Genomic DNA, 18792 nt, shown 5'->3' with positions numbered 1-18792 from the left:
CCGGTTACATAAAAGGTTTCATCAGTTTTATACTTGGGAGGTATTTCCGGATCATATCCACCAATTCTTTTCTTGTAAAGGGTTTTAACAGGAAGTCCGTTGCGCCGGCTGCTATAAATTCCTCCTGTTCCTGCAGGAATGTTTCTCCGGAGGAAACAATAGCGGGGATATAGCGGGTGGCGTCATTATCAGTGGCACGCAATGCCCGGAGGAAATTTTTTCCATCCATGACAGGCATTTTACCATCAGTGATGATCAGGTCTGGTGTGATCATCTTCAGCAATTCCAGGGCTTCAGCTCCGTTTTCCGCAAAGTAGGGCACTGCGCCCATGCTTTTAATCGCTGCGCGGAAAGCGGCCTGATTGAGTTTATCATCTTCCAGTACAAGGATAATATAGTCCTGGTATATTTCTTTTACCGGTTCAACATTACCTGCCTCCTGTACTTTTTGGCCTTCTTTCAGCGGTATGCTCAACGTGAAACTGGTAGTGCTGCCGGAAGCATCGGCGGTAATCGTGCCATTGATTTTCTCCACCAGTTGTTTGGTGATAGACAGTCCCAGTCCGGTGCTTTCCGATTTGTTCTCCCTGTTGGCGTGAGATACAAAGGGAAGGAAGATTTCATTGAGTTGTTCCGGATTCAGTGAACTGATATTGTGTGTTTCAATGTGGATTTGCTCACCGGCTTTTAATACATTGAAGCGCACCACCGTGTTTTTGGCGGCGTATTTCAGGGCGTTGGATGCCAGGTTGTTGATGATTTTGCTGAGGATGGTATCGTCGGAGAGGATATATTCCGGTAGTTGGGCATCGTAGTTCAATACCACATTGATTTTCCGGGAAGACGCGATAGGTCTTTGCATCAGTATACATTCGTTGATGCATTCCCGTAAGTTAAAGCTCTCATTTTTTACTTCGTTGAACTGATTTTCTTCTATCTTGGCGAGGTCCAGCTGATTATTGATAATTTCCCTGATCAGGAGAGACGCGACCTGCAGATGTTCCGTTTCCTTACGGATAGCAGTTACCAGCGAGCTGTCATTCAGTTGTGCCACTTTTTCGTTGAGTCCTTCAGCGATGCCCATGATAGAGGTCAGCGGCGTCCTGATTTCATGATTGGTTTCCCGCAGGTATTTTGTTTTGGCTTCGGAAGCTTTTTTAAGTTCCGCCATCATGGTGCGCACCTGTTTGATATAGAAATAAAGCATGATACCATTGAGCGCCGTACCGGTCAGCACAACGATCAGCCGGATAGCCAGCATGCTATTGTGGCTGAAAGCGATAGGTTTGAACCAGTGGAACGTATAATTCAGCTCCAGGAGGACGACCATTGCGCCAACATAGGTCCAGAACAGGTTCCGTGTTTTCCTGCTGGTCATCAGCAGATCAGAAGCACCCATGAGGAAAGCGGCAAGCAGGTGTATTTCGGAGATAGGTCCCAGCACGATACCATAAAACACCAGCGCAGCGTCCAAAACCACAAAAAATATCAGGATAACCCTATCGATACCGATGCGCCGATGCAGTAATGGCAGACAGAAAAACAGTATACCGACAAACAACTCAAGATAAAAAGCCGGTGCAAAATCAATCAGGTAAAACACTGCCATGCCGAGGGTAAGCGATAGCACAGCCAGCAGCAGACAGATCGTATTAAAAAAAGAGACGGGTTTATCGGAATAGGCAGTAAGTTTCATAGTCGTTTTTCATTATTCAAATAGTGGCATGGATAGTGTATCCCGAAATTAGTTTTTTCTATTTTAGGAATACTAATCCTTACACTATTTTTGTTCAGATATACATATTGCCTATATCCGAAATGCCAGGATAGAAATGAATGTTCCATTTTACCATTGACATGATACCCGAGACGAACACTATCAGTTACAGTTACCCAATTCCATCGGTTTTTATTGCCGGGGGAGCGCCCCGTTTATTGCTGGCGGGATACAGCGAGACAGAAAAGGCCACCGGTCCGGCTTTTTTCCAGGGAAGCCTGGAACAGCCTTATATCACGGCCCGTTGCCTGATAGCTTTGTCGAATGTGGTGAGATCATCTTTTACCCTGACGCCCGCTACCGCCGCCATGATGAAAGACCCGATTGTGACCGCTGGTGCGGAGAAACTTCGGTTTGAAGGTTTTTCCCAATGTGCAGGCGTATATGCGCGGGTGGACGTACTGCCAGGAGGCCATAGCGGCAGTTTCCCAGCCAACGGTACGGTGAACGTGGACTTCAATCAACCGATGATCAATGCCTTGCATGCTGTCAGCAAGAACGATACTTTGCAGCTGACGGTGAATGCGCGGGAAATCAGCGTTCAAAGCCAGCCTACGGAGCGTATTACAGAAAAGAAAGTGCCGTTGCCGGTGAAATGGATCAAAGGCCTGACAACAGTGCAACTGTTCCTGGCGGCGTCGGAGAAAGTGCATACTTTGAACAAGGTGCAGCTGCGGCAGCTGTTTCAGGGCATTCCGGCCGGCGCTGTGAAAACGGATTATTACCTGACCATGCGGGGCAACAGGCCCGCGTTTTCCCCGGTGAAAGCGGCCAATGCTGTTTGTGTGGGCGGCATACACCGGCTGCGTTTACTGGAGCCACTGTTGCCGTTGGCCGATGAACTGCAGGTATTTGTGCATCCGGACATGCAGAGCACTACGTGGCAGTTGTATTTCGGTAGCGTAAGATTTAGCCTTAGCCTGTCACGTGAGGCCTGGCGTGGCTTTTCAGGTGAGGGTGCCGCATTGGATTCACTTATTGCTGATGTGCCGGACCGCCTCATCAGCGCGATGGACAAGTATGGGCATGTGAACCAGGAATTTAATGCCACTTTGCTGGCGGTGGAAGAGCAGGCGGGTTTTGAAGAGATAGACCAGCTGACAACGCGCCTTGCTGCCATGGGGCTGCTGGGATTTGACCTGGACGACAACGTATATTTTTACCGCCGCCTGCCATTTAAGCTCAACAGGATCATGAGCCTGAACCCGCGCATGAAAGACGCGGAGCAGCTGTTAGCAGAAGATAAAGTGGCCATTATCTCCCGGCAACAAGATAAGGTGGAGGCCCGTGTTGCCGGAAGTGGCGTTACTCATACCGTGATGATCGATGGTGATATGGCGCGCTGTACCTGTACCTGGTTTGCCAAACACCAGGGGGAACGGGGCCCTTGCAAACATATTCTTGCTGTACGAAAAAAGATCAATTGACATTTAACCCGAAAAATGATTGTATGACACATCTGGAAGAACTGGAGCAGTTGTTGACCATGGAGCGCGAACAGGATATCGTGCCATTTTTACAACGTTTAACCCCTGAAGAAAAAAAGGCACTTAAACCGGGATTGACCAAACTGGCGGCCTATTACTCAGAGTTTGTGGAAGTTGGTTCAAACGGCTGGAGGAGCAGAATGACAGCACAACAGGCGAAGATGTTTGCCATCGCTGCATTTGTGTGTTACGACAGTAATGCATTTCAGCGTTCTAATTTCCATTTTACGTTGTTCCGCGAGCGTCTGCTGGAGAAAGTTATTTCCTGGTATATGCCAGACTGGTTCGATGGATGGATGCAGGAAATGGCGGAAAAGAATACCTTACCCGGTGATGTGAATTATTGGCAGATGCTGGACCTGCATGCCTGCGGATTACTTACGTTAACGCCTGCACTGGTAGTAAGCAGGCTGCCGATGGCGATTAACGGGAACCATCGGCTGTACGAACCTGCACGTTTGTTTGAGTTCCCCATTACTTTGACAGAACACTTCTGGTACCTGTTCGAATATCCATCCAATATACATTTCAGTGACAGCTGGACGAACAGCAAAAAAACGGGTGAACTGGAGCCCAACTGGAAAGGGTTTATTCAGCAGTACACCGGTGATGGTACCATCGACCGGATGCGGGTACTGGAAGAATGCCTGAAAGCCGTTAACCGGAATTTCAATAAACTACAGGCCGGCTGGTTTGTGGACCTGTTGACATTGCTGAAACCTGAGAAAGCAGAGCTGATGCAGCTACAGCCTTTGTTACTACAGGCGTTAAGTTCTCCACAAACGAAAGCTGTCAACGCAGCGCTGGGGTATCTGAAGGTACTGGCCACGGAAAAAGCGTTTGATCATCAGGCATTGCTGGACCATCTGCCGCAGGTGATGGCGACTGATAAAAAGAACATTATCACCACCACCATCCAGATACTGGAGAAGGCTGGTAAAATACACCCGGAAATAAAGCCACCGGCTTGTCTGGAGCTCTGTGCGGCTTTCCTTTCCAAAGACGAAGATTTACAGGCCAAAGCCGCGAAACTGATATTGCAATGGGCTGATAAAGATGATGCTGCTTTAAGTGAACAGCTTTCCCAATATGCAGGCAGTATGCTCGCCAGCACGCGCCATGCTTTGCAGGAGCTGATGAAAGATCATGAAGAAGTGGAAACCGCAGCGCACGAAGAAATGGAGAGATTGCCGCTGATCGGGGAACATAACCGTATTGTTACTGAAGACCTGGTGTTTTTTGCCAGCCAGGTTTTTGAAAATAACGCCACCTGGCATTTTGATTTGTTGCCGGCTATGTTACTGGCGGCGCAGGATACCATGACCACAGAGATGTTATGGCAACTGGAGCCTGCGTTGCAACGGGCCGCTACCGTGTTGAAACGGCCGTCCGGCAACATGGGGCTGCTGGATATTACCCTTGCTCTTTTTTTTCTGAACTATGGCAAATGGATGGCAGATAACGATGCCGGCTATACGGCAAAACTGAATGAAGCCAAAGGCGCCCAGCACTGGTGGCGTATAAGGCATGAGATGCCTGAACTGGAACACTGGAAGACTTCCCGTACAGAGACGGCAGTATACATGCCTCACCGGAAATTGCTGATACTGGCTTTGAAAAAGATCCGGGAGAAAGATCCGTTGCCATTGCTTTCCACTCCTACGCACGAACCGGGCTGGGTAGACCCGGTGGTATTGGTGCAACGAATGACACAATACCTGTCTGCCGGCGTACAGCCGGACGTACTGGATTTACAGACAGCGATCGCGCGGTGTGCCTTGCAGGATACTGCCGCAGCGCTGGCGTTAGTGCAGCAATGGCCGGCTGGCGAGTATCAGCAGTTGTTTACTTTCCTGTTGGATGCCGCTGCTTTGCCGCAGGGGCCCTTCACGATGGAAGCCGCCTGGATGCAGGCCGGGCTTACTAAGGCGCCGTTCACCACTTTTGATGCTTTTGCGGCATTTTCGTATAACCGCTTGCCGGTAGCACTGCTCAACGGCGCCTATGAGTGGAAAACAGGTGGTAAGCCGTACCTCGCCTATGGTAAATACAATGCGGAAAAGAAAGAATATGACCGGTATATGTCAGAGGAACTGGTGATGAACATTACCTTTCCGGAGGGCGATATTCTCAGGGGAAGCACACCATTGTTGCAAGAATACCTGAACGGCGTAGGACAATACATGTCTGTTTCGATTACGGATGTGGCCAGACTGCTGTTGCTGACGCCTAATCATCCGGATGTGCTGCTGGCGCGGGTATTGCAATCCTGTCAGCGTTCGTCAGGGTATTATGAGGTGAACGAAACAGGTATCGTGTTAAACACGCTGAAAACGTTGCACAGCCTGGATATCCCGCTTTCAGAAATGAGATATCTCTCTATTGCCCTGTCTATGTTGCACGCTGATAAAACCGTGAAGGGGTACGCTACTGAATACTGGAGCAGCCGTCTGCCTGACCGCATCAGCAGTGAAAAACTGGGACGGATGATCGGTATGCAGCAGCGGGTGGCCTGGGCGCCCATGAAACGGCTCACCGACCTGATCAGCGCACAAACGCAGATCAGCCGCCTGCAAAATGAGGAACTGGAAACACTGCTGACGGCCTGCCTGTCTGTGTTTACAGAAACGCCGGTAAAAGACCTGAAAAAGCTGCTGGAAGTATATGCGGAAGTACTGGCCATCAATAACAGCAATATCCGTAATGCGGAGGTGATAAAACTGCTGAACGCCTGGCAGGGCAGCAGTACGGTGAAGAAGGCAGCGCAGCAGCTGCTGAAACGGGTAGTACCAGAATAGGCCGTTTTTTCTGTGTACTTTTGAAAAAATATCAGATGTCTGCATCCAAAAAACTGGTCGTCATAGTACCGATGGAAGGTACGTCCCTGCTGGATATTGCCGGTCCCTGCGATGTTTTCGCGCAGGCCACCAAAATACTCCGCAATGATCCGCTGCAGCCGGAAGAAGGGTATGAGATACTGCTGGCTTCGCCGGGAGAGGGCCATCACCTGAAAACGCAAAGCGGCGTGGAAGTGGTATGCCCGGTAACGGTAGCAGAGCTGGACCGGCCTATTGATACGTTGCTGATAGCCGGTTTGGGCACTGAATTTTTTGAATACAACCGCCACGATTTTTATAAATGGCTGAAAGAAGTATATCCCCGCCTGCGCCGTATTGGCTCCGTATGTATCGGGGCGTACGCGTTGGCGCGGGCGGGGCTGCTGAACGGCCGCCGCGCTACCACCCACTGGCAATACAGCCAGGATTTTCAGGAGCAGCACCCCGATGTCCAGGTAGATACCAATCCTTTTTATACCCGTGACGGGAACGTATATACGTCGGGGGGCCTGGCCTCCGGCATCGATCTGGCCCTTGCCCTGCTGGAAGAGGATTATGGCCGCGACCTGGCGGCGCTGGTCGCTAAAAAGATGGTCATCTACCTAAGGAAGCCCGGGTACCAGACACAATTCGGTGACCTGCTCGATCATCACCAGCTGGCCAATACCCTCGCCGGTAAATTAAGGCCCTGGATGGTACAGACACTGCATGAAGACCTGAGCGTGGAAAGCCTCGCAGCACACGCGAATATGAGCCCCCGTAACTTCGCCCGTGTGTTCCTCAAAGAGTGCGGGCTTACACCAGCTAAATTTGTGGAAAAACTACGGGTGGAAACGGCCCGCAAATACCTCGAAGAGAGTGATCTCAGTATAGAACAGATCGCTGAAAAATGCGGCCTTGGCGGCATGGTGTCCATGCGGCGGGTCTTTCTCCGTCATCTTTCCGTGTCGCCCAGCGATTATCGCCGGAATTTCCGGACCTCCCTCCACCATTGATGTGGCAGAAACTGTATATTTTTCGTCATTTGAGACAAGTGGCGGTTGGGGTACTTTTGTACAGTAACCAAAATTATTCAAGCGATGAAAATAGCTATCAATGGATTCGGCCGTATCGGAAGAATGACCCTCAGAGCTTTACAGCATAAAGACAATGTGGAAGTAGTGGCCATTAATGACCTGATGGGTGCTGACATCCTGGCCCACCTCTTCAAATATGACACCGCCCACGGGAAGTTCCCCGGCACTGTTTCCCATACAGACCAACACCTGATCGTTAACGGAAAAGAAATACTGCTGACCAACGAAAAAGATCCCGCCAATTTGCCCTGGGGCAAACTGGACGTGGATATGGTGATCGAATCAACCGGAAGGTTTACCCATAAAGACCAGGCACAGGCCCACATCCGCGCCGGCGCCCGCCGCGTACTGATCACGGCTCCGGCTTCCGGCGGCGTGAAAACCATCGTGGCAGGCGTGAATGAAGATATTATTGAGGCAACAGACGAAATTCTGTCTACCGCTTCCTGCACCACTAACTGTATCGCGCCTCCGCTGTTTTTGCTGGACAAAGTTTTTGGCATAGAATCCGGCTTTATGAGCACAGTACATGCCTTCACCATGGACCAGATGCTGCAGGACGGCCCACATAAGGATTTCAGAAGAGCGAGAGCAGCCACGCAGTCCATTATCCCAACTACCACCGGCGCAGCGAAAGCTATCGGTGATGTGTTGCCTGCATTGAAAGGTAAACTGGACGGCTTTTCTTACCGTGTGCCCGTGATTGACGGTTCCATCGCTGAACTGTCGCTTGTGCTGAAAAAACCGGCTACGGCTGCGGAAATCAATGCCTTGTTCAAACAGCAGGCGGAAACAGACCTGAATGGTATTCTCGAATACACGGAAGAACCTTTTGTATCTGCTGATATTGTGGGCAATACCCATTCTTCGATTGTAGACGGCACTATGACAAGAGTGATCGGCAACCTGGTGAAAGTAGTGGCCTGGTATGATAATGAAGCTGGCATTTCCAACCGCATTGCGGAATTGGTGGCTAACGCGTCTTACGTTACAGTTGAAGCTCAGGGATAGTTAAACATTTTGGGTATAGATAAAAAATCCCCCATTGATATTTTATCAATGGGGGATTTCTATGTGATCAGCTATTGTTTACTGGTAGTTGTAATTGTTCCAGTAAGGCACAACGCCACGTTGGTTTGCAGGTACCCAGAAGATCGGAGAAGTGGTATTGTTTTCGTTAGCCACTTTCGCGAAGTTGTCCGGATTGTTGGTCAGCTCCACGGTAGGATAGTGTACTCTTTCAGGCATCGGTTTCCATACGGAAGCATGCCAGGTGAAAGGTTCCAGTTTCGGGTGCCGCGTCCTTCTCAGCTCCGCCCACAATTCATAAGGTTGCAGCAGGTTGAGGTGAATGTATTTCTGCTGCATCAGGATTTCCATTTTGTCTTCCAGCGTAGGCGCTGCCAGGAATTTGGCTTTGATATTGTCGCCCCAGCCATAGACAATAGCGTCTGTTGGCCTGGAAGGATACAGTACGGAATCCCGTGTGCCCCGTCCGTAGGTGCTGAGCTGATTAAGGTAGTACCAGAAACTGGTGGAATGCACCACTTCATCTTTGATATGCTCTTCAGCGGCTTTACCGGTATTGCCGAGGTTTTTCAGCGCAATTTCCGCCAGCAGCAGGTCCAGTTCACCCAATGTCACCATGTACACCGGCAGGTTTTCATTGCGGTGCAGCGTGATATGGCTATACATGGATTTAGCATTGGTAGACAGGGAAGAAGTGAGGTTATCTGCATAAGCGTAATACTTCTGCCCACTGTTATAGAGTGCTGTCTGCTCTTCGATATTGGCGGACACACCACGGTAGTCTTTGAATTTGGTGGGCATCGCCAGTACCGGCAGGCGTGGGTCATCAATACCGGGTTGATAGGTAGAGTCACCGTAGTTCAACCGTTTCATGATGATATTGGGAATGAAAGCCGCATAGGTGTTTTCATAAAGACCACGTTGCCAGGTGCCGCCACCAAGTACATCTATCTTGTACCACATGGTCCAGGTAAGATCGGTGGTAGGCAGCGGTTTGCCTAATGCTTCCTGTATCAAAGGTTTGGCATATGCTTCATCCACGCCGGCAATACGTACCAGCATTTTCAGACGGGTGAAGTTGATGAATGCCACCCATTTGTTGATGTCTCCCTTAAACGCGTAATCCTGTTGCTGGAAAACTATTTTAGCGGGAGCGGACATCTGGCTGAAAGCTGTCGGCAGTGTGTTGACCAACCCGCCCAGGTCGGCGATGATTGACTGGTACACCTGTTTAGGGTCATCATACTTCGGGAAGAGGTATTGCGCACCGCCTTTTACGCCCTGAAAAGCGTCGAAGTAGGGGATGGAGTTGAAGAAATCCACCAGTTTGCCGCATTGGTACAACTTCACGAAGGTGGCCAGTTTCAGGTATACATCGCCATCCTGTTTCAGTTGACCGGTACGGAGTTCCACAGAGTCTTTAATGACTTCATAGTTTTTCAGTTTGGTATAACTGTTCTGAAAATAAGACTGGCCGGAGATGGGGAAATCATCGAAGCCGTTGCCGCTTACCAGATCGTTATAGCTGCTGAACCAATCGTAACGATAGGAGATGTACCGTTGTGCCACCTGTTCGTAGCCGGTAATGCTGGTGCCGCCATTGAGGAGGTAGTACCATTCTCCGTAGTCCTGTACAAATATTTTGTTGTTGGTGATCAGCTGTGTGAACAACCCCGGTACTACGTCGGTAACGGTGGCGTTCAGTTTGTCCGGATCATAGAACCGTTTCTCCACATCTTTCTTACACGCGGTGAAGGTGGCGGTCGCCATCATGGCTATATACAAGAATGATTTTTTCATGTTGTGTTTTTTTATGCGTTAGAAAGCAACGTTCAGTCCCAGGGAGAAAGTGCGCAGTGTTGGATAGATGCTGTTTTCCACATAGGAGTCTGCACCCAGCGCGCCTTCCGGATCGATGTTGGGAATGGATTTATAGAGATAAAACAGGTTACGTGCCGCAGCGGTGATAACCAGTTTTTGCAGTTTCGCACGTTTTACCAGATCGCGTGGTACTTCATAGGAAAGCGCTACTTCCCTTACTTTGATGTAGTTGTTTTTGTAAAGGCGGTCTGGCGGGAATGAAGTGGCCAGGTCGTTGGCGTAGCTGCCATAATAAGTGGACGTGTTGGTCATCTGTGTATTAGGGACAGACTTGCCGTTGGCGTCCAGCATTACACCCGGAAGAACGATACCATCGTGGTATACGCGGCCGTTTTGCGCACCGGCAGGAGCAGGCTGGTTATGCTGCCAGGGTATCATATTACCGTTGGCGTCATAGTAATAAGCAAGGCCGCCGTGTGCTTCATCCCTGTACTGAAGGGTGCTTTCCAGTTCACCTACGCCGGTGAGACGGTTGTTGGTATAGGAGAAGATGGTGCCGCCGGATTTGTAATCGAGGCCGATGCGGAGGTTGAAGTTCCTGTAGTTGAAATCTGAGATGATACCGCCGTAGAATTTAGGCATGATGTTACCAGCAACAATCGACTTCTGGTTGTTGAGAGAATACATGCCGTTAGAACCTACGATTTTGTTACCGGCATCATCGCGGAGGTAGTCGTACATCACGATTTCGCCGTATGGGCGTCCTTCATCCGCGTGGATGGAAGCAGCAGAGCCGTTGATCAGGTTGGAGATGGGGTTGTTGGTTACGCCTGGATAGAGACGCATTACTTTGGAACCCTGGCTGGCGGCGTTCACGGTGATGTCCCATCTGTAGTTTTTACCGATGAGCGGCGTACCGGTGAGGCCCAGTTCCAGTCCCCATGCTTTCACGTCGCCCACGTTGATTTTAAGCCCTGTAGAGCTGGATGCGGGAGAGATAGGCAGGTTGAAGATCTGGTTGTAACGGTGATTGCTATACGCAGAGAAATCAATCGTCAGGCGGTTGTCTTTAAAGAAGGAGTTGTTGATACCGATTTCAAACTCTCTTTTACGTTCCGGTTTCAGTGCGCCGGGCAGAATGGCGTCCGGTGGTGTGATAGAGAGTGCGGTGGTATTGGACAACCGGGTGAAGCTATAGAGGTTGTTGGCGAAGTAACGGTTGGTACCGTTGCCCACATCGGCCCATGACAGGCGGAGGGTACCGCTGTTCATACCAGGGATAGCGAAACGTTCGGTATAGTTCCAGTTAAGGGCTACGCCGGGGTAGAAGTATTTGTTGTTTTCAGGAGGCAGGGTAGAGTTCCAGTCCATACGGCCCTGTAATTCGAGGGTAAGCTCGCTTTTCCAGGAGAGGGACGCGGAGCCCAGCCAGCTGTACAATACGTCGTTGCCACGGTTGAAGCTTCTGATCTGATACAGGTTGGCAGCAGACGGCGTACCGGATTCGTTGTTGAAAGAGTACAGGTTTGCGAAGTTGAGACCGCCGATGGTGGAACTGCCGAGGTAGTCGGAAGACCGCAGGCGGTAGGCGCCACCGGTGTAGGCAAACAGGTGCAGCCTGTCCTGCATGAACGAGCGGTTGTAGTTCAGCAACGCCTGGTAGGTTTGTACGGTAGCGTTTTCTTTGGCGATACCGAAAGAACCGTCGGCAACGCTGGGCAGTATCCTGGTCACGCTCTTTTCGGTGGTGTAATTGGTGTTGTCATAGTCAAGGCCGGCCTGTCCCACGAGAAAGAGGTGCGGGGTGAAGTTCAGCGTTACTTTGGCAGACGTGATCATGTGCACCTTGTCGTCTTTCAGGGAGTTTTGTGAGCGGTCCCACATGAAGGCGCCCAGGTTGGAGAACGCGGTAGGCACGCCGGCGAGGGAGAGGTCGCGTTTATATCCTGTCTGATCGGTATAGAAAGGGTAGATCAGCTTGTAATCGTAATCCAGCGGCAGGCCCCAGGCTACAGAACCATCGTTGGAACCGCGGCGGTTCATGCTGGTGATGTTGTAGATATTGGAGATCACTTCGAAGCTGGCGAGATTGGAGGCTTTGTAGTTGGCGTTGAAGCTGAAGGTGTTTCTTTTCTGCCAGGAGTTGTCGCCGTTGATATCTTTATAGTAGTAGTTGGTATAAGATGCACGCACGCTTCCTTTGTCGTTGCTGCCGGCGATGGCCACGTTACCGGTAGTGGAACGGCCGGTATTAAAGAGTGACAGGAAGTTGTTGGTGTGCGGTGAATTTTTTACCATGGAGCTATCGTAGAACATAGCGTTGGCGCCATCGAATTTAGGACCGAAGCTAAAGCGTTTGTTAGGGATGGTCCTGATTTTCTGGCCGTTCACGGTAGCATATACGGTATCGTAGATATTGTCACCAAGGCCGTACTGGTCCTGCAGTTTCAGGTAAGATACCGGTTGCTCGTTGGTGTATTGGATTGAGCCGGTCATACCCATACCGGTGCTGTTACGGCCGCTTTTGGTGGTGATGAGCACGACGCCGTTGGCCGCATCGCTGCCATACAGTACGGTCGCTTTAGCGCCTTTGAGGATAACCATGGATTCGATATCGGAAGGGTTGATATCGTTGATACCTGCGCCGTAATCGAAGCCCTGGCCTACGCTTCCGCCGATAGATGTTTTACGGTCGCTGAGGATAACACCGTCTACCACAAACATCGGGCGGATGTTCTGGTCGGGGTTCATACTGGCTGCGCCGCGGATATTGATTTTGATACCGCCCTGTGGACCGGAAGCGCCCATGTTCACGCCTACGCCGGCAGCTTTACCGTAGAGGGCGAGGAATGGGTTCATGGTGGTACCGGCTTTGGTCAGTTCTTCACCCTGGATGGTGCTGATAGCGTATCCCAGTGTGCCTTTAGGGCGTTTGATACCGAGGGCGGTCACCACCATTTCATTGAGGCCGCTGGAGGCAGCGTGCAGTACCACGTTGACGGTGTTGGAGCTGCCCACGGTAACAGTGGTGGGCTGGAAGCCGATGGAGGAGAACACCAGTACTACGGTCCCCTGTGGCGCTTCAACGGAAAAGTGTCCGGAGGCGTCTGTGGCGCCACCGGTTTTAGTTCCTTTTACGAGGTAGGTAACACCGGGGATAGGGGTGCCGGTACTGTCCTTTACGGTACCGGTTATTTTCCGTTTGTCCTGTGTAAACTCCGGGGCAGGCTCCTTTGTTTCTGCGCTGGTTTGTTTTTCTTTCAGCGCGATCACTTTGCCGATGATTTCATACGAAAAGGGCTGGTCCTGGAAGATGGCTGCCAGGGTACGTTCCAGCGAGGCGTTTTGCAGTTGTATATCTACCGGTTTGCTTTTTTTCAGCATGATGTCTTCATACCAGAAACTGTATCCAGATTGTTTTTTGATGTCTTCAAAAACGCTCAGGAGAGATGCATGTTTCCGGGATAGTGTGATCTGTTGTGACATAGACCTGGCACTGATTTGCAGGCAGGCTACTGTCAGCAACAAGGTGACTATTTTGAGTTGCATGATCAGTCTTTTTTTGAAGGTGAGATGTGCACCGGATTTGCCTGTAACAAGTGAACGGTCAGGCATGGTTGAGCGTAGCCCTGGCACACGGAAGGGCCTTGCATGCTGGCAATATTTCATACATTTGGGATGTTTGAGTTGATAAAGTTGGATACAGAGAAGTGTCACACCGGCTCAGGCATTTTACCAGGGGCGGGTGAGAGCGCTCCTGGTTTTTTATACCGTGGCGGCACAGATCTCTTAGGGACCTTTGTGCATGTCGTACAATTTGATTTTGGTTGTGTTTTAAATAATGCTAAAGTTGTTTTAACTACATGACGATTAATTTTTCCTCTTCCAGTTTGAAATGGATCTTACTGATTTCTAACAAGCGTAAAAGTGCCGACAGATCTGCTGTTCTTGGGATGTCACCGGTGAAGGTACGGGTGGGCACCTCTCCTTTAAACACTACTTCAATATTGTACCAGCGTTCTACCTGTCGCATGATAGTGCGGATATCGGCGCTTCTGAAGGAGATGAGGCCGTTTTTCCAGGCTACAGCGAGGTCGGTATCGGCATGGTCGATGATTTCCATGGTGCCGTTTTCGTTGATCAGTGATTGTTGTCCTGGTTTAAGGAGATGATGGGCCGATTGCCGGCTTACCTTGACAGATCCCTGTAAAAGTGTTGTTTTGATGTTATTCTCATTGTTGTAGGCCATGATGTTGAAGCTGGTGCCGAGAACCGCCACGGCTGTTTCGCCGGTGGTGACAAAAAACGGCTGGGCAGCGTTGGGTTGGATTTCGAAGTAGGCTTCCCCGTTGAGGGTCACCTGTCTTGTTGGTCCGGTGAAGGTGGTGGGGTATTGCAGCGATGAAGCTGCGTTGAGCCATACCCGTGAGCCGTCGGGGAGTACGAGGCTGTATTGACCGCCTTTAGGGGTACGGAGCGTATTCCAGCTGACAGTAGCGTTGGCCGGGGCGGATGGTGATTTATAGATCAGCCGGCCGGCATTGGTTTGCAGGCTTACCTGTCCCTGTTGTGCTATCTGTCCGTTCATATTGCTGTCCAGTTCAATGGTTTGACCATTGGCCAGCGTGAGGATGGCTTTATCTGAGCCGGGCTGAAAAACTTTATGCTGTGCTGCTGTTACCGGCGCTGTTTTTTTACGTTGGCGCGTAAAGAGGATGGTGGCGCCGGCCAGTACCAGCAGCAGGATGGCTGCTGCGGCCCTGTAGCTTCTATAAAACGTTTTAGCTAACGGGCGTTTGGTAACTTTTGCAGAGAGGATACGGGCCAGCATCGTATCCGACTGGGTGTCGAATACAGGTTGGTCTGTTTCAGCGGATTGTACCCATGCCTCTTCTATCATCCATTCGAGCTGTGCGTCCTGGTCGTCGGAGCCAAGAAATGTCTTCAGCTCTTCCAGTTCAGCGGAAGTGGCCGTACGGGTGGTGTACTGGCTTAACAGGTATTTTAATCTGTTGTTGTCCATCTGCAAAAGTGCGTCTGTCTATATAGACAGCGGGAAGGGATAAAAAGAGGTAATGGGTGAAAAAAAATTTTTTCAGAGAGCAGCAGGTGGTCATCTCCCGGGGGGAAATCGATATATAAGAAGTAAAAGCCGGGTGGTCATCTCCCGAAGGAAAAATAATTATTTAGGCAGGAACAACAGCAGTAACAGGTTCGTTTCCGGGTGTGTGAGCGCATAACTGCGGATGGCCCGGAGGGCGAGCACCATATGTTTTTTCACGGTTTCCCGGGAGATCGCCATCCGTTCCGCGATTTCAGCCTGTCGCAGGCCTTCATCACGACTGAGCAGATACACCCGTTGTCTTTGTGCGGGCAGTTCTTCAATGGCCTCATCAATGATGCGGCGATAGCGGGCATCCATGGTTTCTTCAAACGGATTGCCGGTATCGGCGGTGACAGTCATTTCCCACTGTTGTTTGTGTTCCAGTTCGCGGCCCAGTTTTTTAAGGAAAGAGAAGGTATAGTTTTTAGCCGTTGTATAAAGATAGGGATGGAAATGGCTTACCTGGCTGAGTTTATCGCGCTTTTCCCAGATGCGGATAAAGACTTCCTGTACAATTTCTTCCGCCATGGACAGGGAGCCGGTGAGCTGAAATACAAAGGCGCCGAGTCTTTGGTGGTAGGTATGGAACAGCCGGGCAAACGCGGCTTCATCGCCTTGCGATACTAATAATAGTAAATCGAGTTCACTATTTAATGGTTTATTGTCCAAATGAAAAACTATAAACGGCTCTCTATTTTGGTTGATGACAGGATAAATATAGACAATTACGAATTACCAAAACCGGAATGCGAAAAAATGCACATAAAAATGCGAAGATCATACAGGGATTGCCTTGTATAACCTTCGCTTTGGTTAACGGGTTGTTATTTTTTCTCTTCGTGATATTCCTGTTCGGTGTTGATAGACCAGATATTGGCTTTATCGGTGATACCGGCAGCGATGTTGTCTACCGCCACCATGGCCGTCAGCATGGAGTGGTCGGAGTTATTGTATTTATGCATGCCGTTGCGGCCTACCAGAAAGAGGTTGCCGAAGGTGTCGAGATAGTGGCGTACTTCATCGAACCGAGTATAAGTGCCGAAATAGGCCGGATAGGTTTTTTCCATACGAAGCACGGTGGCATCGAGCACATCTTCTTTTCGGGCCAGCCCTATTTTGCATAGTTCGTGTATGGCTGTTTCCCTGATTTCGTTGTCGGTCAGTTCCCAGAAGTCATCGCCTTTGTTACAGAAATATTCCATGCCTACCCAGGTGGTGGTCGGATCTTTCACCATGAAGGGGCTCCAGTTGTTGAACAGTTGCAGCCTTCCTACTTTCACATCTTTTTCCTGGATATAGATCCAGGTATCGTTGAGTGTAATAGGTTGATGGTGGTGTGTTTTAGCATCTTCGAAGCTAAGGTTTTTCAGCAGGATACCGATGGTGATGAAGTCGCGGTATTGCAGGCCGGCAGCTATTTCGCGGACATGGGCCGGCACATCGGCTTTAAGGCCTGCCACCAGTTCCTGTACCGGCATGGTGGAAAAGAAGTAGTCTCCTTCCAGCACGGTTTTTTCGCCGGTGGTTTTATCCAGTGCTTCGATGGCCGTGATACGGTTGCCTTCTGTGCGGATGCCCACCACATCGTGTTGCATCAGCAGTGTGGCGCCTTGCGAGGTCACCTGGCGGGCCACTTCTTCCCAGAGTTGGCCGGGGCCGTGTTTGGGATAGAGGAACTGTTCTATAAGGCTTGTCTCCACATTTTTCTGTTTGATGTCTTTGGGCTTGCTGGCGTTCCAGGCGGCTTTGGCGGCATGGGCAATTGCTTTGCCGATAGAGATGCCTTTGATGCGTTGCGCGCCCCATTCAGCGGATATTTCATTACAGGGAACACCCCATACTTTCTCTGTATAGTGTTTGAAGAACAGCAGGTAAAGTGTTTTCCCGAAGCGGTTGATCATAAAATCTTCCAGCGACTTCTCCGGTTTTTTGGGAAACAGTTGTGCGTACAGGTAGGAGATCATGATCCGGATGGTGGTCATGATGCCCAGTTTGCGCAGCGTATCGATAGACAGCTGTATAGGATAGGTAAAGAATTTCTTCAGGAAGTAGATACGGGACAGGCGTTTTCTGACCAGCATCACCAGGTCGGGGTTTTCTGCGACGAGGGTGTCTGTTTCCCCGTTTTTCTGTGGTGCTTTTATTTCCCTTGTTTTTTGCTGGTAGCTGATGGTGAATATTTCAGCCGCTTCTTTGTCGAGCGGCATGACGGTCATCCACCAGTCCATTACGCGGTCGGACTTCGAGAAGAACCGGTGTCCGCCTATATCGATACGGTTGCCTTTATAGTTGACCGTTTTGGAAATGCCGCCAATATCTGTGCTTTTTTCCAGGATGATGGGCATTATATCTGTGCGTTGGAGCAGTTCATAGGCAGCAGTAAGGCCGGCAGGCCCTGCACCGATGATAATGGCTTTCTTTTGCATGAGATAACATCGATTGATGGTGAATAGTTATTTGAGGACGGGGTAGTAAGTAGTGCGTTTCGGTTATACCGGCGTGTTTTGGGGTATCGGAAAAGGCGGGGGCGCTCCCCGAACATGCAAAAGAATAGTGGTGAACGCTTTAGCTGGCATAGTAAAATGGTTTATCTCAGGCCTTCCTGTTTTAACGGACAGCCTGGTTTTTGAGGGTTTATTACAGGGTCACGCGGCAGCGCTTATTTGCCACGTATACAATTATAAAAAACAGTACTGAAATAGCGGTTCAGCAACGGTTACGGTTCTTAGAATTTCCACTTGTAGAAGTACACCGGAGCGTCTTCTCCTTCGCTGATAGTAACGTAACCATCGTTACCAGGTGTGATGGTAATGCCTTCGCCCTGTTTTTCGATTGTGTAGGGGAGTAGTTGTGCGGGTTTTGCCATGGCCTGTTCCACGGTCTCGTTAGCATTACGGTGCCAGTAGTAGATATCTGTGAGTGTTTTAATCACAATATGGCGGCCGTCTTTGGAGATATCGCCGGAAGTGACCCACGTGTAGGGCAGGGTGATGAGTTTCTGCAGCTGGGCTTTGTCGCCGTCTTTAAACAGCAGGTTGTTGGTTTTATAAAGGCTGACTTTTGATTCTCTTTTGCTGACGATATAGATTTTTTTGCCGATAGGATCGATGAGCAGTGTTTCTGCGTCCCTTGGACCGTTGGGGTATTTGAGGGTGAGCACGTCCGGGCGGATATGCAGCGATTTTTCTGTTACCGCCGTGGGCTCTTCAAAGCGATAGATACGGATATGTTTACGTGCCCCTTTGTTGTCGCCGATATCCGCCACATACACGTAATGTTTGCCTTTCACGGGGCCCATGCCTTCTGCAATATCTTCCATGTCCCGGTTGCTGACATCATCCAGTTTGACCGTGCAGGCGAGATTGGCCTGATGGTCCAGCAGGAAAACTTCCGGTTTGTTGCCACTGTCGTTGTGCGTCCAGTAATAACCCGGCAGCGTGCTGCTGGAGGCAATACCGGATGCTTCCGTGATCTTGCCGGAAGTGACATGGCCCAATACAATGGGTTTGACAGCAGTATTGTCTTTGGTGGCCTGCGCGAAAGTGGCGGAAAATGTGCCGGTCAACAGCAGGACAGTCAGCAGAACAGGTAATCGCATAGGGCAATTTACTTAAAAATATGATGTCATATTTCTAATCCTAATCTAATGAACATTAGTCGA

11 protein-coding genes are annotated in these 18792 nt (G+C 50.1%); 4 read left to right on the top strand and 7 right to left on the bottom strand.

The annotated features are described in order from the left end of the window. Positions 1-4 precede the first annotated feature (4 nt). Positions 5-1696 (bottom strand): ATP-binding response regulator, encoded by a 1692-nt coding sequence (locus ACTJJS_RS21895; RefSeq protein WP_440665260.1) that lies wholly within the window; start codon positions 1694-1696, stop codon positions 5-7. 161 nt (positions 1697-1857) lie between these two features. Here ACTJJS_RS21895 and ACTJJS_RS21890 point away from each other — a divergent pair, with 161 nt between their 5' ends. The 4 genes from ACTJJS_RS21890 to gap all read left to right on the top strand — a co-directional run bounded on the left by ACTJJS_RS21890 (position 1858) and on the right by gap (position 8188). Next, positions 1858-3204, top strand: a complete 1347-nt coding sequence (locus ACTJJS_RS21890) for an SWIM zinc finger family protein (protein ID WP_440665259.1) — start codon at positions 1858-1860, stop codon at positions 3202-3204. 23 nt (positions 3205-3227) lie between these two features. Continuing rightward, the gene (locus ACTJJS_RS21885) at positions 3228-6062 is read left to right on the top strand and encodes a DUF6493 family protein (RefSeq protein WP_440665258.1); all 2835 of its coding nucleotides are present in this window, start codon (positions 3228-3230) and stop codon (positions 6060-6062) included. A gap of 35 nt (positions 6063-6097) precedes the next feature. Beyond that, entirely contained in the window at positions 6098-7096 is a 999-nt protein-coding gene (locus ACTJJS_RS21880; protein WP_440665257.1) for a GlxA family transcriptional regulator, read from the top strand. Positions 7097-7180: 84 nt separating this feature from the next. After that, the gene (gene gap, locus ACTJJS_RS21875) at positions 7181-8188 is read left to right on the top strand and encodes a type I glyceraldehyde-3-phosphate dehydrogenase (protein ID WP_440665256.1); all 1008 of its coding nucleotides are present in this window, start codon (positions 7181-7183) and stop codon (positions 8186-8188) included. 78 nt (positions 8189-8266) lie between these two features. Here gap and ACTJJS_RS21870 read toward each other — a convergent pair whose 3' ends face one another. The 6 genes from ACTJJS_RS21870 to ACTJJS_RS21845 all read right to left on the bottom strand — a co-directional run bounded on the left by ACTJJS_RS21870 (position 8267) and on the right by ACTJJS_RS21845 (position 18729). Continuing rightward, the gene (locus tag ACTJJS_RS21870; RefSeq protein ID WP_440665255.1) at positions 8267-10006 is read right to left on the bottom strand and encodes a SusD/RagB family nutrient-binding outer membrane lipoprotein; all 1740 of its coding nucleotides are present in this window, start codon (positions 10004-10006) and stop codon (positions 8267-8269) included. Between the two features lie 18 nt (positions 10007-10024). Continuing rightward, positions 10025-13696 carry a SusC/RagA family TonB-linked outer membrane protein gene (locus ACTJJS_RS21865; protein WP_440665254.1) on the bottom strand — a complete coding sequence of 1224 codons (3672 nt, stop codon included), beginning with the start codon at positions 13694-13696 and terminating at the stop codon, positions 10025-10027. A gap of 190 nt (positions 13697-13886) precedes the next feature. Next, positions 13887-15050, bottom strand: coding sequence for a FecR family protein (locus ACTJJS_RS21860; RefSeq protein WP_440665253.1), 1164 nt, complete (start codon positions 15048-15050; stop codon positions 13887-13889). A gap of 159 nt (positions 15051-15209) precedes the next feature. Next, positions 15210-15800 carry an RNA polymerase sigma-70 factor gene (locus ACTJJS_RS21855; protein ID WP_440665252.1) on the bottom strand — a complete coding sequence of 197 codons (591 nt, stop codon included), beginning with the start codon at positions 15798-15800 and terminating at the stop codon, positions 15210-15212. Between the two features lie 155 nt (positions 15801-15955). Beyond that, the gene (locus ACTJJS_RS21850; protein ID WP_440665251.1) at positions 15956-17557 is read right to left on the bottom strand and encodes an NAD(P)/FAD-dependent oxidoreductase; all 1602 of its coding nucleotides are present in this window, start codon (positions 17555-17557) and stop codon (positions 15956-15958) included. A gap of 299 nt (positions 17558-17856) precedes the next feature. Then, positions 17857-18729, bottom strand: a complete 873-nt coding sequence (locus ACTJJS_RS21845) for a hypothetical protein (protein WP_440665250.1) — start codon at positions 18727-18729, stop codon at positions 17857-17859. Positions 18730-18792: the final 63 nt, after the last annotated feature.

The sequence above is a fragment of the Chitinophaga sp. 22308 genome (assembly GCF_052045305.1).
GTDB lineage: Bacteria > Bacteroidota > Bacteroidia > Chitinophagales > Chitinophagaceae > Chitinophaga > Chitinophaga varians_A.
Note: the sequence above shows the minus strand (reverse complement) of the source record. Positions and strands in the feature narration are given on the sequence as shown.